General features: G+C 58.3%; 17 protein-coding genes. 9 read left to right on the forward strand and 8 right to left on the reverse strand.

Going from position 1 to position 13,982, the window contains the following annotated elements; all coding sequences use genetic code 11:
* Nucleotides 1–6: 6 nt before the first annotated feature.
* Together ACR0B5_RS09355 and ACR0B5_RS09360 are read right to left on the reverse strand one after the other, a co-directional pair.
* Nucleotides 7–1,710 (reverse strand): NAD(P)H-dependent oxidoreductase subunit E, encoded by a 1,704-nt coding sequence (locus ACR0B5_RS09355; protein ID WP_480540120.1) that lies wholly within the window; start codon nt 1,708–1,710, stop codon nt 7–9.
* A gap of 85 nt (nt 1,711–1,795) precedes the next feature.
* Nucleotides 1,796–2,677, reverse strand: coding sequence for a LysR family transcriptional regulator (locus tag ACR0B5_RS09360; RefSeq protein ID WP_170378123.1), 882 nt, complete (start codon nt 2,675–2,677; stop codon nt 1,796–1,798).
* A 159-nt stretch (nt 2,678–2,836) separates the two neighbouring features.
* Between ACR0B5_RS09360 and ACR0B5_RS09365 the strand changes: the two genes are divergently transcribed.
* Nucleotides 2,837–3,193 (forward strand): YybH family protein, encoded by a 357-nt coding sequence (locus ACR0B5_RS09365; RefSeq protein ID WP_480540121.1) that lies wholly within the window; start codon nt 2,837–2,839, stop codon nt 3,191–3,193.
* Between the two features lie 22 nt (nt 3,194–3,215).
* Here ACR0B5_RS09365 and ychF read toward each other — a convergent pair whose 3' ends face one another.
* Complete coding sequence (gene ychF / locus ACR0B5_RS09370) at nt 3,216–4,313, reverse strand: redox-regulated ATPase YchF (protein WP_480540122.1); 1,098 nt, start codon at nt 4,311–4,313, stop codon at nt 3,216–3,218.
* Between the two features lie 199 nt (nt 4,314–4,512).
* On the opposite strand from ychF, the gene ACR0B5_RS09375 reads away from it, so the two are divergent.
* From ACR0B5_RS09375 to ACR0B5_RS09410, 8 genes are all read left to right on the forward strand, one after another.
* Entirely contained in the window at nt 4,513–5,001 is a 489-nt protein-coding gene (locus ACR0B5_RS09375) for an acyloxyacyl hydrolase (RefSeq protein WP_480540123.1), read from the forward strand.
* Between the two features lie 79 nt (nt 5,002–5,080).
* Nucleotides 5,081–5,872, forward strand: coding sequence for a tryptophan synthase subunit alpha (trpA, locus tag ACR0B5_RS09380; RefSeq protein ID WP_170719482.1), 792 nt, complete (start codon nt 5,081–5,083; stop codon nt 5,870–5,872).
* Between the two features lie 134 nt (nt 5,873–6,006).
* The gene (locus ACR0B5_RS09385; RefSeq protein ID WP_480540124.1) at nt 6,007–7,173 is read left to right on the forward strand and encodes an alpha-hydroxy acid oxidase; all 1,167 of its coding nucleotides are present in this window, start codon (nt 6,007–6,009) and stop codon (nt 7,171–7,173) included.
* 235 nt (nt 7,174–7,408) lie between these two features.
* Complete coding sequence (locus tag ACR0B5_RS09390) at nt 7,409–8,062, forward strand: 50S ribosomal protein L25/general stress protein Ctc (RefSeq protein WP_170472082.1); 654 nt, start codon at nt 7,409–7,411, stop codon at nt 8,060–8,062.
* 137 nt (nt 8,063–8,199) lie between these two features.
* Entirely contained in the window at nt 8,200–8,883 is a 684-nt protein-coding gene (gene pth, locus ACR0B5_RS09395; RefSeq protein ID WP_480540125.1) for an aminoacyl-tRNA hydrolase, read from the forward strand.
* 81 nt (nt 8,884–8,964) lie between these two features.
* Nucleotides 8,965–10,128 carry a serine hydrolase domain-containing protein gene (locus tag ACR0B5_RS09400; RefSeq protein ID WP_480540126.1) on the forward strand — a complete coding sequence of 388 codons (1,164 nt, stop codon included), beginning with the start codon at nt 8,965–8,967 and terminating at the stop codon, nt 10,126–10,128.
* A gap of 10 nt (nt 10,129–10,138) precedes the next feature.
* On the forward strand, nt 10,139–10,516 hold the full coding sequence (locus ACR0B5_RS09405) for a DUF2237 domain-containing protein (protein WP_170377719.1): 378 nt from the start codon (nt 10,139–10,141) through the stop codon (nt 10,514–10,516).
* Between the two features lie 84 nt (nt 10,517–10,600).
* Nucleotides 10,601–10,813, forward strand: coding sequence for an antibiotic biosynthesis monooxygenase family protein (locus ACR0B5_RS09410; RefSeq protein WP_480540127.1), 213 nt, complete (start codon nt 10,601–10,603; stop codon nt 10,811–10,813).
* Between the two features lie 156 nt (nt 10,814–10,969).
* Here the strand turns inward: ACR0B5_RS09410 and trpB are convergent, their stop codons facing one another.
* The 5 genes from trpB to ihfB form a co-directional block, all read right to left on the reverse strand.
* Nucleotides 10,970–12,217, reverse strand: coding sequence for a tryptophan synthase subunit beta (trpB, locus tag ACR0B5_RS09415; RefSeq protein WP_170676958.1), 1,248 nt, complete (start codon nt 12,215–12,217; stop codon nt 10,970–10,972).
* Nucleotides 12,218–12,285: 68 nt separating this feature from the next.
* Nucleotides 12,286–12,621, reverse strand: coding sequence for a hypothetical protein (locus ACR0B5_RS09420; RefSeq protein WP_480540128.1), 336 nt, complete (start codon nt 12,619–12,621; stop codon nt 12,286–12,288).
* A 46-nt stretch (nt 12,622–12,667) separates the two neighbouring features.
* Nucleotides 12,668–13,309 carry a phosphoribosylanthranilate isomerase gene (locus ACR0B5_RS09425; protein WP_480540129.1) on the reverse strand — a complete coding sequence of 214 codons (642 nt, stop codon included), beginning with the start codon at nt 13,307–13,309 and terminating at the stop codon, nt 12,668–12,670.
* Nucleotides 13,310–13,318: 9 nt separating this feature from the next.
* Nucleotides 13,319–13,669, reverse strand: coding sequence for a lipopolysaccharide assembly protein LapA domain-containing protein (locus ACR0B5_RS09430; protein ID WP_170378121.1), 351 nt, complete (start codon nt 13,667–13,669; stop codon nt 13,319–13,321).
* 7 nt (nt 13,670–13,676) lie between these two features.
* Nucleotides 13,677–13,961 (reverse strand): integration host factor subunit beta, encoded by a 285-nt coding sequence (ihfB, locus tag ACR0B5_RS09435; protein WP_008758048.1) that lies wholly within the window; start codon nt 13,959–13,961, stop codon nt 13,677–13,679.
* Nucleotides 13,962–13,982: the final 21 nt, after the last annotated feature.

Raw genomic sequence — 13,982 nt, forward strand, 5'->3', positions numbered from 1 at the left:
CTCCCTTCAGATTTCGTCGGCGAAATGTTTCATGACAAGGCGGATCGGGTTCGGAGCCGCCTGCCCCAGACCGCAGATCGAGGCGTCGCCCATGACCTGACACAGGTCTTCCAGCAGATCGGTGTCCCATTTGTCGGCTTGCATCAGTTTCACCGCCTTTTCGCAGCCGGCACGGCAGGGCGTACACTGGCCGCAGCTTTCATCTTCGAAAAAGCGCAGCATGTTCAGCGCTGCATCGCGGGCGGTATCCTGATCGGACAGAACCACCACGGCCGCCGAGCCGATGAAGGTGCCATGCGGTTGCAACGTGTCGAAATCCAGCGGGATATCATCCATCGACGCGGGCAGCAGGCCCGACGAAGGACCGCCCGGCTGATAGGCTTTGAAGGTCTGCCCTTCGGCCATACCACCGGCAGCATCGATCACGTCCAAAATGGTCGAACCGGCGGGCAGCAGGCAAACACCCGGCTTCGCCACACGACCCGAGATCGAGTAGCTGCGCAGGCCCTTGCGGCCATTCTTTTCAACCGAACTCAGGATCTGAGGCCCTTCGCGGCAGATTTTTGAAACCCAGTACAGCGTCTCAACGTTGTGAACCAAGGTCGGGCGGTTGAACACACCAACCTGCGCCACAAACGGAGGACGGTGGCGCGGCAGGCCCTTCTTGCCTTCGATCGACTCGATCATCGCGGATTCTTCACCGCAGATGTAAGCACCAGCACCCCGGCGCAGGTCGATGTAGCCTTCTTCGACAATCCCTGCCTGCTCCAACGCAGCAATCTCGCGACGCAGGATTTCCAGCACGGCGGGGTATTCGTCGCGCATGTAGATGAAGCAGGTCTCGGCCTCGACGGCCCATGCGGCGATCAGCATACCTTCCAGGAAGACATGCGGCGTGCGTTCCAGATAGTAGCGATCTTTGAATGTGCCGGGTTCGCCCTCATCGCCGTTCACGGCCAGATAGCGCGGGCCTTCATTCATGCGAACAAAGCCCCATTTCTTGCCCGACGGGAAGCCCGCACCGCCCAGGCCACGCAGGCCCGAGGATAGGACGTCTTCCTGCACCTTTTCCCAATCGCCACCGGCGCGCAGCTCTTTCAGCTTGTCATAACCGCCTTCGGCCTCATAGGCCGCGAAGGTTTCGTAGTCAGGCAGATGCGCATGGGTGTCACCCGCTGCAATTGCAGCCTGCACCTTTTCGGGGGTCGCGTGGTCGATATGGTTGTGACCGATCTCAAGCACCGGAGCGGTGTCACAGCGTCCCATGCACGGCGCGCGGACAACGCGGACCTCAGCCGGATCCAAGCCATCTTCCAGCGCCTTCTGCAGCTGCTGGGCACCGGCCATCTCGCAGGACAGAGAATCACAGACGCGGATCGTCAACGCAGGCGGCGGCGTCTCGTCCTCTTTCACCACATCGAAATGGGCATAGAAGGTCGCGGTTTCATAGATCTCGGCCTGACCGATGCGCATCTCGACCGCCAAGGCGGCGATGTGGTCGGCGCTGATATGGCCGTGCGCATCCTGAATCAAATGTAGAAATTCGATCAGCAGATCGCGGCGACGGGGGCGATCCCCTAGCAGGCGCGCAATCTCCGCCTGTGCCTCATCTGTAAACTGACGGCCTTTGGGCGTGTGCCGCCCTTTGCCTTTACCTGACTTCCAAACGCCCTTGGGTGCGCCTGATGGCTTGGTATCTAATGGTGCCATGATGCCCTCCGATTGAGGCTCCGTGTTTCATCAGATGAGGATATCGTCAAATCGTCATATGCAATCGCACGATAACGACACCTTATCACCGCAAAGACGTCACAACCGCCCTCAGGGCCTCGACCGTTGGCAATTCCGGATCTCGGGTCAGGGTCGCCAGGCAAATCGGTTTGCTGACCACTGGGTCAATCAAGGGCAGCACTTTGGTCCCCTTCAGATCACCCAGAGATCGCAGCAGAACACGCGGAACCACAGTGGCCGCCAACCCCTCGCGCGCCATCACCATCGAGGCGGTAAAGCCGCTGGTTTCAGCCACTACATCCGGGTGCAGCCCCTGATCCAGAAAGATCCGATCCAGAATACGCCGGTTCTGCATTTGCGGTACAAGCAGGCTAAGGGGGAAATCTGCAACCTTGGCCCAAGGGATCGGTCCCGTATCCTCCACCATATGCGCAGGGGCCAGGAGGACATAAGTCTCCTCGTAAAGAGGCTGCACCTGCCGCAAATCGGTGCCGATACTGTCGCCATAGGTCACGCCCGCATCCAAGCTGCCTTCGTCCAGCCGATGCTGAATGGCTGAGGCTGACATGGTCTCGATCCGGGTCACGATCCGCGGATGCGCCTTACGCAAATGTTTCGTCAGTCGTCCGGTAAAGGCGATGGCGGTCGGGATCACACCCAGCATCAACGTGCCGGTGATCTCGCCCTTTGCGGCCTGCACCTGCTGCTCCAATGCCTTGGCATCATCCAAAATGCGCCGCGCCCGCAGGACGATCATCTCACCCTCTTCGGTCAGGCCCTGAAACCGATTGGCGCGCCGGACTATCGAGACGCCCAAGCGGTCCTCAAGATTGCGGATGCGCATCGAGAAGGCGGGCTGAGAAATCCCGCACTCCTCAGCCGCTTTGGCAAAATGCCGATGCCGCGCAAGCGCGCTGAGGAGTTGGAGGTCTCGGATTTCGATCATGCGCTGGTCGTCCACTTTGAGGCTCGAGGTCACTCAAGCCGTTGTAGCCTAAAGAAAGAGCGCCGTCTGCTCGTCCGTCGATGGGACGGAATTGCGTCGTTGTCGCGCAGGTTCACGGAGACTTATATTGAAAAGGATTGCAAATTGGCGAGGTTCAAAATGGAAGCCAAAGACCTTTTTCAACAAGTGTTTGACGGATACGTTCAAAGTTACCGGTCCAAGGATGCAGCAGGATGTGCGTCGTACTTTACGGACAATGCGGAACTCTATTCGCCTTATGGCCCGGCAGCCATTGGTCGGCCGGCAATCGAGACGACGCATAAGGAGTGGGTTGAAGAAGAAGGCGAGGACAAAGCAATCGAGGTCTTGCACGCGGATGCTGAAGGCCGCATTGGCTGGTGTCTCGCTCGCTTTAGTGAAGGAAGTGCCGCCAGCGGCACATCCCTAAACGTTTTGTATCAACAGGCAGATGGTAAGTGGTTGATCGCCCAGTGCAGCTTGAACGAAGCGCTTTGAAAACCTACCGTGACCTACTGACTTACGTGTTGAAAAGGAAATGCATCACATCGCCATCTTTGACGATGTATCCCTTGCCCTCAGCCCGCATCTTGCCTGCCTCTTTCGCGCCCTGCTCGCCATTGGCAGCGATGTAGTCGTCATAGGCGATGGTCTCGGCGCGGATGAAGCCTTTCTCAAAGTCCCCATGGATGACGCCTGCGGCCTGCGGCGCTGCGGTGCCGGTGCGGATAGTCCAAGCGCGGGCCTCTTTCGGGCCGACGGTGAAATAGGTTTCCAACTTGAGCAGATCGTAACCGGCGCGGATCAGACGATCGAGGCCGGGTTCTTCCAGACCCATTTCGCTTAGGAACATCTCAGCCTCGTCCTCTTCCAACAGGCTGATCTCTTCTTCGATCTTAGCGCTGATGATGACGTGCGCGTTTCCCTGCGCGGCGGCCATTTCGGCCACCTTGGCGGAGTACTCGTTGCCCTCTGCGGCTTCTTCCTCGGACACGTTGCAGACGTAGAGCACAGGCTTTGTCGTCAGAAGCTGTAGCATCTTCCAGGCCTTGGTGTCTTCGTCCGAGACCTCAACAAGACGCGCGGGCTTGCCGTTTTCCAGCATCTCCTGCGCCTCAGACAGCAGACGGTCCTGCTGCTGCGCCTCTTTATCGTTGCCCTTAAGCTTGCGCACCAGATTGGCGCGGCGCTTTTCGATGCTTTCCAGATCGGCCAGCATCAGTTCGGTCTCGATCGTGTCAGCGTCGGCCACCGGATCAACCCGGCCGTCCACATGGGTCACATCGCCGTCTTCGAAACAGCGCAGCACATGGGCGATAGCGTCGGTCTCACGGATATTGGCCAGAAACTGGTTGCCCAGCCCTTCGCCTTTCGACGCCCCCTTCACCAGACCGGCGATATCCACAAAGGTCATCCGCGTCGGGATGATCTGCTTCGAGGCCGCAATCGCCGCCAGCTTGTCCAACCGGTCATCAGGCACAGCCACGTCGCCCACATTGGGTTCAATGGTGCAGAACGGGAAATTCGCGGCCTGAGCGGCTGCGGTTTTGGTCAGCGCGTTGAAGAGGGTCGACTTGCCCACATTCGGCAAACCCACGATTCCCATTTTAAAGCCCATGACGGTCTCCTGATGCTTTTCGCGGCTGCTTCTAGGCGGGTCGGGGTGAATGCGCAAGCCAATGTGGGTGATGGGCACCCTTCACCCTCACGCTGGTCTCACGGTTTTGTTCCACTGTTGTGTTCGCGGGCGCATTGAAAAGAGGCATCGGGAATAAGCACGTGAAAAGGAACATCTAAGACCAAACGGAAATGTTCCTATGAAGAGAATCCTCGCTTTGTCGGCTATTCTGGCCATAAGCGCCGGCGTGGCGCATGCCCAGTCCATTGTTCTTGGGGCTGGTTTCGCAGATTTCTCGGACAGCGACTCCGATGATCATGCACTTGTCGCGTTAGAGTATCAGCACCGCCCGTTTCATCAGGCGACCCGGTTCAGCGTTGGGTGGGGCGCAGCCCTGTCGATCGACGAAGCGGGCGATACCCATATCGGCACGGGTCTGGTTGGTCTCTATTCTCTGAACGATCGTTGGTTTCTGGAAGGCAGCGTCATGCCCGGCTACTTTTCCGAGGCTGATGAGCTGAACGATCTGGGCGGCAGCTTTCAGATCCGCAGCCTTCTTGGCGTAGGTTACACATTGGACAATGGCAACAAGGTGTCGATGGCCATCACCCACAAATCCAACGCCAGCACGCAAGAGGATAATCCGGGCGTCAACGCCCTGCTTTTCCGCTATCACTTCGCGTTCTGAGGCTTTGCAGCTCGGGCGGGATTGATTTTCGGCAAAACTTTCTGCACATCAGGTCCGAACCTGACTGCAAGGACATGCCATGACCCGTATCGACGCCAAGTTTGCCGCTCTGAAAGCCGAGGGGAAAAAGGCCTTTGTCGCCTATGTGATGGCAGGAGACCCAGACTATGAAACCTCGCTTGAGGTCGTCAAAGGATTGCCGGGTGCGGGCGTGGATGTGATCGAGCTTGGCCTGCCCTTTACCGATCCGATGGCGGACGGGCCCACGATTCAGCTTGCAGGCCAGCGCGCCTTGGATGGCGGTATGACGCTGCAGCGTACGCTCGATCTAGCGCGCGCGTTCCGGGAAACCGATGACACGACCCCGATTGTTCTGATGGGCTATTACAATCCGATCTACAGCCGTGGCGTCGACGCGTTTCTAGAAGATGCCAAAGATGCGGGCATCGACGGCCTGATCGTCGTCGACCTGCCGCCCGAAGAAGACGAGGAGCTTTGCCTGCCCGCACAAGCCGCTGGTCTGAACTTCATCCGCCTCGCGACACCAACCACCGACGACAAACGCCTGCCCCGCGTGCTGCAGAACACCTCGGGCTTTGTTTACTACGTCTCGATCACCGGAATCACCGGAGCGGCGGAGGCGCAGGCCACCAATGTCGGCCCTGAAGTCGCCCGGATCAAATCCGCCACCGACCTGCCGGTCATTGTTGGCTTTGGCATCAACACGCCAGAGAAATCGCAAGCCATCGCCTCAGTCGCGGATGGGGCTGTTGTTGGGTCGGCCATCGTCAGCCAGATCGGCGCGGGCAAGCCAGTGGCCGAGGTGCTGGATTTCGTGAAGTCCCTCGCGGATGGTGCCCATTCCGCATAAGCCCTGACGATCAGGTTGCTTTTGAGGCGCGGCTGACATGGGACAGCCGCGGTTTTTTGATCTCGCGATAGCGTTGCGAAACTGCCCTCTTGCCGGTTACACAGTTCGGGACAACTCAAGGAAGGTTCCCGAACATGCCCGTGATTACGACGATTGAAGACCTGCGCCGGATCTACGAACGCCGTGTGCCGCGCATGTTCTACGACTACGCGGAAAGCGGCAGCTGGACCGAGCAGACCTTTCGCGAAAACAGCTCGGATTTCGAGAAAATCCGCCTTCGCCAAAGGGTGGCTGTGGATATGGCGGATCGGTCGACCGCGTCGCAGATGATTGGAGAGGACGTGGCACTTCCCGTTGCGCTTGCCCCGGTCGGGCTGACCGGCATGCAACACGCGGACGGGGAAATGAAGGCAGCCAAAGCTGCCGAGGAATTCGGCGTGCCGTTCACACTTTCGACTATGTCTATCAACTCGATCGAGGATGTGGCGGAATACACCACCAAGCCGTTTTGGTTCCAGCTCTACACCATGAAAGACGAAGACTACGTCAGCCGCCTGATCCAGCGGGCCAAGGATGCCAAATGCTCCGCACTCGTGATTACGCTGGATCTGCAGATTCTGGGACAGCGCCACAAAGACCTGAAAAACGGCCTTTCCGCTCCGCCGAAACTCACACCCAAAACCATCGCAAACCTGATGACGAAATGGTCTTGGGGCATCGAGATGCTGCAAGCCAAGCGGCGTGAGTTTGGCAACATCGTCGGCCATGTCGAAGGTATCTCTGACGCCTCATCCCTGGGCGCGTGGACGGCTGAGCAATTCGACCCCAGCCTCGACTGGGCAAAGGTCGAAAAGCTGATGGAGCAATGGGGCGGCAAAGTGATTCTGAAAGGCATACTCGACGCCGAAGATGCCAAGATGGCGGCCAAACTTGGGGCGGACGCTATCATTGTGTCGAATCACGGGGGCCGCCAACTGGACGGTGCGCTGAGTTCAATCCGCATTCTGCCCGAGATCATGAACGCTGTCGGCGGCGATGTCGAAGTGCATCTGGACAGCGGCATCCGCTCGGGTCAGGACGTCCTCAAGGCTTTGGCACTGGGGGCAAAGGGCACCTATATCGGCCGCGCTTTCGTCTACGGGCTAGGCGCGATGGGTCAATCTGGCGTGACGACCGCCTTGGGCGTCATTCAGAAGGAGCTTGATACCACGATGGCCCTGTGCGGCGAGCGCAACGTCGCAGATCTGGGTCGCCATAACCTACTTGTACCCGAAGATTTCGGCGGGCGCTGGCAAAGCTGAACCGGCCTAGGGGGCGCTGCCCCCGCCGTCCTGAAGCGGCGACCACCCCAAGGTATTTTTTGAACAGAAGAAGCAACGGACGCTTCGCATCTTCTTCTGTTTGAAAATACCTCGGAGCGCGAGGCAGAGCCTCGCAAAATACCGCTTTCCAAACCGTAAGAAACAAGCTAAGGACGCGGCTTCACGCGGGCATACAGCCTTGGAGGATGCCCGCCCTAACATTGGAGAATATATCATGGCTGGAGAGATTCCTGATCTCGTAGCTCTGGAACGGACGGGGACAGGCAAGGGCGCCGCTCGTCAGACCCGCCGCGAAGGCATGGTTCCGGGCGTTGTTTTTGGTGGCGACAAAGATCCGCTGGCGATCAAGATCCCGTTCAACGAACTGTTCAAGCGCCTGAAAGCGGGCCGGTTCAAGTCGACCCTGTGGAACCTGAAGGTTGAAGGCCACGAAGACGTACGCGTCATCTGCCGTGACGTTCAGCGTGACGTCGTCAAAGACCTGCCGACCCACCTGGACCTGATGCGCCTGCGTCGGACCACCAAGATCGCGCTGTTCATCCCGGTTGAATTCGTCAACGAAGAAGCGGCCCCCGGCATCAAGAAGGGCGGCGTTCTGACCGTTGTCCGTCCGGAAGTCGAACTGATGTGCACTGCTGGCGACATTCCTGAGAAAATCACCGTTGATCTGACAGGCATGGAGATCAACGACGTTGTCACCATCTCGTCGGTTGACCTGCCCGCAGGCACCAAGCCGACCATCGACCGTGACTTCGTGATCGCCAACGTTTCGGCACCGACCGGTCTGTCGACCAGCGACGACGAAGAAGGCGAAGAAGTGGCCGCAGACGAAGTTGAAGTCGTCGGCCAGGAAGAAGCTGAAGAATAAATCCGAACTCGAATTGTCGGATTGTGAAACGGGGCCTAATATCGGGCCCCGTTTTCTTTTGGCACCGGGCTAGAAAACGGATGCCATTTCATGCCATCACCGCTCTGCGCTGAAGGCATGCGAAAGAGGATTGAGGCATGAAATTGTTTGTCGGATTGGGGAACCCGGGATCGAAATATGCCCGCAACCGGCACAATATCGGCTTCATGGCGCTGGACCGGATTGCCGAAGATCACGGTTTCAGCCCTTGGAAATCCAAGTTTCAGGCCGAGATTGCAGAAGGGCGTCTTGGGCACGAAAAGGTGCTTCTGATCAAGCCGCAGACTTTCATGAATCGCTCGGGTCAATCCGTGGGCGAGGCGATGCGGTTCTACAAGCTCGACTCAACCGACGTGACCGTTTTCCACGACGAGCTGGACCTTGCGCCTGGCAAAGTGCGGGTCAAGGCGGGCGGTGGGCATGCAGGGCATAATGGGCTGCGATCCATTCATGAGCATATCAGTCCGGCCTATGATCGGGTGCGTTTGGGCATCGGGCATCCCGGACGGAAAGAGATGGTCTCGCCCTATGTTCTGGGTGACTTTGCCAAAGCCGATGGGGACTGGCTGGAAGACGTACTGCGCGGCGTTGCAGACGGCGCGGGCCATCTTGCGGATGGTGACGGCGGCAAGTTCATGAATGCGGTGGCTTTGCGTACTGCGCCGCCCCGCTCTTCCACCTCGCCAAAGCCCGAAAAATCGGCCCCAAAACCTGAGGCGAAGCCTGTGCCCGAAGAAGACAACCGCTCGGCCATGCAAAAGCTGTTGGACAAGTTCAAATAGCCTACGCCCTTGGTGCCGTAAGGTCTTGATTGCGGAATGCGGCGTCTCGCGCTCCTATACCAACCGAGAGGGAGGCATTTCATGAAAGCTCTGTTCAAATGGGTGTTGCGGATCACTCTGGCATTGGTCCTGGCCGCAGTGGTTGTCGGCGTCTGGAAACGCGAAGAAATTCAACGTCTATTGGCCGTGAACTCTTTGTTTTCCGAAGAGAAGATCGTCCAGAATTTCTCTCACATGGATGAGGCTTTCCTGACCGCCGATCTGCCCCGAGGCAACGGCCCAACGTGGGAGCTGCCTTACGGCCCCGGCTTTGACTTGCCCGAAGGGACCGATGACTGGATTGAGGATCGCGCGGTCACCTCACTTCTGGTGATGCAGGACGGTCAGATCCGGTTCGAGGAATATTATCTGGGGACAGGTCCCGACGATCGTCGCATCTCCTGGTCGGTGGCCAAAAGCTATCTTTCGGCGCTTCTGGGGATTCTGCTGGACGAAGGCGCGATCACATCGCTTGATGATCCGGTGGTGAAATACGCGCCCAACCTGACCGGCAGCGCCTATGAGACCGCCTCCATCCGCAATGTGCTGAACATGGCCAGCGGGGTGGTCTTTGACGAGGACTATTTTGACCCGAACTCTGACATCAACCGAATGGGTCGCGTACTGGCCCTTGGCGGTGAGTTGGATGATTTCACCATCGCGCTACAGGACAGCTTCATCGAACCCGGAGAGAGCTGGCAGTATGTGTCGATCGACACCCATGTCATCGGCATGGTGATCCGGGGGGCCACCGGGCGCAGCGTCACGGAGCTGATGACCGAGAAAATCGTGCAGCCCCTGGGGCTGGAACGTGACGGCTACTATGTCACCGACGGGGCTGGCGTGGCTTTTGTACTGGGTGGTCTGAATTTCACCACGCGCGATTTTGCGCGCTTCGGCCAGGTGATCTTACAGGGCGGAGAGCATGACGGCGAACAGCTGGTGCCCGCAGAGTGGATCAAGGAATCAACCTGGCCCAGCGCCCCGACCGAGCCGGGAAAAATCGGCTACGGCTATCAGTGGTGGATCCCTATTGGCGCGCATGAAGGAGAATTTCTGGCCCGCGGGGTCTATGGTCAATATATGTATTTCGACCAGCCTCGTGGCGTTCTGATCATGACAACCGGTGCGGATCGCAAATTCCGTGATCCGGGCGTCAACGAACAGAATGTCGAAATGTTCCGCAGTATCGCGCAAAGCCTGTAGGGTGAGCCTCATGCAGAAAGAAGACAGCATCAATGTTCTCGGCGGCGTCCTGGCCGATTGTTCGAAAGACCCTTTGACCGGGTTCTTCCGCGATGGGGCCTGCAACACCTGCATCGAGGATCAGGGCAGTCACACCGTCTGCGCCGTCATGACGGCTGAGTTTCTGGCCTATTCGAAATACGTTGGCAACGACCTCAGCACCCCTCGACCCGAGTTCAACTTTCCGGGCCTCAACCCCGGGGACAGCTGGTGTCTCTGTGCCGGTCGTTTCCTTCAGGCGCATGACGAAGGCTGTGCGCCCAAGGTGCATCTTGAGGCCACGCATCAGCGGGCACTTGAGATCGTGCCGCTGGACATCCTGCGCCAACACGCAGCGCGCGCCAATTAAGGGCGGACGGGGAATACTCTCTATGCCAACAGCCCGCCGACATTTCGTTTCGCCAGCCTGAAACACGACAGAATGGGGAAAGCCATGAGCTTTATTGCAATGAACCGTTTCAAGGTCCGGCCCGGCAGTGAAGCCGATTTTGAAAACGTCTGGAAGGAACGACAGAGCCGTTTGAACGAGCTGAAAGGGTTTCAGGAATTCCGCCTACTCAAAGGGCCTGAAGGCGACGGATCCCGCCTGTATTCCAGCCATGTGATCTGGGACAGCCGCGAAGATTTCGAAGCCTGGACCAAGTAGGAACAGTTCCGCGACGCACATAAAAATGCAGGGAACAGCAAGACCCAATCCGCCCTGATAGGTTCCCCGCAGTTCGAAGGTTTCGAAACCGTCCTGCAAGAAGGCTAAAGAAAAACCGGCCCTTTCTGGGGCCGGCGCCATTCGCTTGACCGAATATTAGTCTGCCGTGCGGCCCTCAGTATCCGACATGTCGAAGTTCAGATATTTCGCCACAGTCTGCACATCCTTGTCGCCACGTCCGCACATATTCATGCAGATCAGGTGATCCTTCGGCAGATCCGGTGCGATCTTCATCACATGGGCCAGCGCGTGGCTGGGCTCCAGCGCCGGGATGATGCCTTCGGTGGCACAGCAGAGCTGGAACGCCTCAAGCGCCTCTTTGTCAGTGATGGCGACGTAGTTCGCACGACCGATATCGTTCAGCCAGGAATGCTCGGGCCCGATGCCCGGATAATCCAGACCGGCCGAGATCGAATAGCCTTCGAGGATCTGGCCGTCATCGTCCTGCAGCAGATAGGTCCGGTTGCCATGCAGCACACCCGGACGACCACCGGTCAATGAGGCGCAATGCTCCATCTTCTCGTTCACACCTTTGCCACCCGCTTCGACGCCGATGATGTTGACATCTTTGTCGTCGAGGAACGGGTAGAACAGGCCCATCGCGTTTGAGCCACCGCCAATGGCAGCGATGATCGTGTCTGGCAGACGGCCCTCGGCCTTCATCATCTGCTCTTTAGCTTCCTTGCCAATGATCGACTGGAAGTCGCGAACCATAGCCGGGTACGGGTGCGGACCGGCTACGGTACCGATGCAGTAGAACGTGTCGCGCACATTGGTAACCCAGTCACGCAGCGCATCGTTCATCGCGTCCTTCAGCGTCCCACGGCCGGAAGTCACCGGAATAACTTCGGCCCCTAGCAGACGCATGCGGAACACGTTCGGAGCCTGGCGCTGCACGTCATGGGCGCCCATATAGACGATACATTTCAGGCCGAACTTGGCGCAGACGGTGGCTGTGGCCACTCCGTGCTGCCCGGCCCCGGTTTCCGCGATGATCCGGGTTTTGCCCATGCGGCGCGCCAGGATGATCTGGCCCAGCACGTTGTTGATCTTATGCGCGCCGGTGTGGTTCAGCTCATCGCGTTTGAGGTAAATCTTCGCCCCACCCAGGTGCTCGGTCAGGCGTTCGGCGTAGTACAGAGGCGACGGGCGACCCACATAGTTCGCCCAAAGATCGTCCATCTCAGCCCAGAAGGTCGGATCATCCTTGGCTTTGTCATATTCCTCTTCCAGCGACAGGATCAGCGGCATCAGCGTCTCGCTGACAAATCGCCCGCCGAAAATGCCAAAACGCCCCTGTTCGTCAGGGCCGGACATGAAGGAATTGAAAAGATCGTTGGCCATGGAAGTCTCCCGCGTCGTATCCGTTGTTCATAGGAGGTAGCGGCAGGTTTTGCCATGGGCAAAACGCCTCATTCGGCAGCCAGGGTATGATGCCGCCAAAGCTCAAGCGCTTGCTCAGCCGTTGGGATGCCTATGCAAGGAAAATGGTGGAACTGGTTCACATCCGCCAAGCGGTTCGCCTCCTGCATCAGGCGACGGTGCGGGCCTGATTGGGCGAAGGTCAGCATCGCCTCTATATCGTGCCAAACGCTGAGCGAGAAATAGAGACCGTCTTGACGGAAAGTCGCCGCATGCAAGCATAGCGGATCGCCCCGCGCCTGACGCAAAGCCTGCCCCGCTCGCCAGAAAAACTCTGGCGCGTTGTACCAGTGTTTCAGAGAAACGCCGCCTATAGCCGCCAGCATGTTTGTACCCCTCCGTCGAGAGATACGGCGCGAATTCGAGATCAGATCACTGCGTCGCGTCGATAAATGCCTTCATCAGGGCAGCATCTTTCACCCCCGGCGCGCTTTCGACGCCGGATGCGACATCAACCTGACGCGCGCCCGTCATGCGGATCGCCTCGGCCACATTGTCAGGTGTCAAGCCACCCGCCAGCATCCACGGCTTGCGCCAGTATTTGCGTCCCGCCAGCAGACGCCAGTCAAACGCCAAGCCATTGCCGCCGGGCAAAACGGCATTCTTTGGCGGCTTGGCGTCAATCAACAGCTGATCCGCCACGTCACTGAATGCATCAATGGCGGCCAGGTCAGCCTCATCGGCCACCCCGATCACCTTCATCACCGGCAAGCCATACCGGTCCTTGATTTGTTGCACGCGCTGAATCGACTCGCCCCCATGCAGCTGCAGGATATCTAACGGAGCATTCTGCGTGATGTCGTCCAGCACCTCATCCGGGGCATTCACCACCAACGCCACCTTGGCCACGCCCGCCGGCACATGGGTCGCCAACTCGGCGGCTTGCTGAGGCGAGACATAGCGAGGGGATTTGATGAAGAAGTTGAACCCCAGATACCGCGCGCCTGCATCAACCGCAGCGCGCACGTGATCAGGGGCGGTCAAACCGCAGATTTTGACAGACACATCAGGCATTGCTTTGGCTCAGCTTGCCTCATCCAGAATGGCGAGAACCTCGTCCTTGCCTTCATTCTGCTTTTTCTTGAGCTTCTTGACCTCGCGCTCAAGCTTGCGCACTTCGCCTTTTTTGACGGTCGCGTCGCGACGATGCTTATGCTCGCGCATCCATTCCCACAAGAACCCGATGACCAGACCGGCCACAACGCCGCCCAGCACCACCAGAAACAGCGGTAGTGAGGTAGACAGGTTGAAACCCAGCAGCTCGGCCAGAGGGTCGGGCATAAGCTTGAGTTCAACGGATTCTACGTTGGCAAGGGAGACCGAGACCAAGATGATCCCCAGTGCCCCCAGAAAAGCATATCGAATGTAGCGCATCATAAGGTCAGGCTTTACCGTTCAATCGGTCCCTAAGCAACTTACCCGTCTTGAAAAACGGCACACATTTTTCTTCGACCTGCACAGTCTCGCCGGTGCGCGGATTGCGACCAACGCGGGCGTCGCGCTTTTTCACCGAGAACGCGCCAAATCCGCGCAGCTCGACCCGGTCGCCACGCGACATTGCGTCGGTGACTTCCTCGAAAACTGTATTCACAATCCGCTCGACATCGCGTTGATACAAATGCGGGTTTTCATCAGCAATTTTTTGAATCAATTCAGAACGGATCATGCGCGCTACCCTCCCAGGCGA

It is taken from the genome of Ruegeria sp. AG1 (genome assembly GCF_056541705.1).

Bases quoted from the DNA above. Each gene is read 5' to 3' on its own strand.
- ACR0B5_RS09355 (WP_480540120.1), bottom strand. From the start codon at position 1,710: ATGGCACCATTAGATACCAAGCCATCAGGCGCACCCAAGGGCGTTTGG.
- ACR0B5_RS09360 (WP_170378123.1), bottom strand. From the start codon at position 2,677: ATGATCGAAATCCGAGACCTCCAACTCCTCAGCGCGCTTGCGCGGCAT.
- ACR0B5_RS09365 (WP_480540121.1), top strand. From the start codon at position 2,837: ATGGAAGCCAAAGACCTTTTTCAACAAGTGTTTGACGGATACGTTCAA.
- ychF (WP_480540122.1), bottom strand. From the start codon at position 4,313: ATGGGCTTTAAAATGGGAATCGTGGGTTTGCCGAATGTGGGCAAGTCG.
- ACR0B5_RS09375 (WP_480540123.1), top strand. From the start codon at position 4,513: ATGAAGAGAATCCTCGCTTTGTCGGCTATTCTGGCCATAAGCGCCGGC.
- trpA (WP_170719482.1), top strand. From the start codon at position 5,081: ATGACCCGTATCGACGCCAAGTTTGCCGCTCTGAAAGCCGAGGGGAAA.
- ACR0B5_RS09385 (WP_480540124.1), top strand. From the start codon at position 6,007: ATGCCCGTGATTACGACGATTGAAGACCTGCGCCGGATCTACGAACGC.
- ACR0B5_RS09390 (WP_170472082.1), top strand. From the start codon at position 7,409: ATGGCTGGAGAGATTCCTGATCTCGTAGCTCTGGAACGGACGGGGACA.
- pth (WP_480540125.1), top strand. From the start codon at position 8,200: ATGAAATTGTTTGTCGGATTGGGGAACCCGGGATCGAAATATGCCCGC.
- ACR0B5_RS09400 (WP_480540126.1), top strand. From the start codon at position 8,965: ATGAAAGCTCTGTTCAAATGGGTGTTGCGGATCACTCTGGCATTGGTC.
- ACR0B5_RS09405 (WP_170377719.1), top strand. From the start codon at position 10,139: ATGCAGAAAGAAGACAGCATCAATGTTCTCGGCGGCGTCCTGGCCGAT.
- ACR0B5_RS09410 (WP_480540127.1), top strand. From the start codon at position 10,601: ATGAGCTTTATTGCAATGAACCGTTTCAAGGTCCGGCCCGGCAGTGAA.
- trpB (WP_170676958.1), bottom strand. From the start codon at position 12,217: ATGGCCAACGATCTTTTCAATTCCTTCATGTCCGGCCCTGACGAACAG.
- ACR0B5_RS09420 (WP_480540128.1), bottom strand. From the start codon at position 12,621: ATGCTGGCGGCTATAGGCGGCGTTTCTCTGAAACACTGGTACAACGCG.
- ACR0B5_RS09425 (WP_480540129.1), bottom strand. From the start codon at position 13,309: ATGCCTGATGTGTCTGTCAAAATCTGCGGTTTGACCGCCCCTGATCAC.
- ACR0B5_RS09430 (WP_170378121.1), bottom strand. From the start codon at position 13,669: ATGCGCTACATTCGATATGCTTTTCTGGGGGCACTGGGGATCATCTTG.
- ihfB (WP_008758048.1), bottom strand. From the start codon at position 13,961: ATGATCCGTTCTGAATTGATTCAAAAAATTGCTGATGAAAACCCGCAT.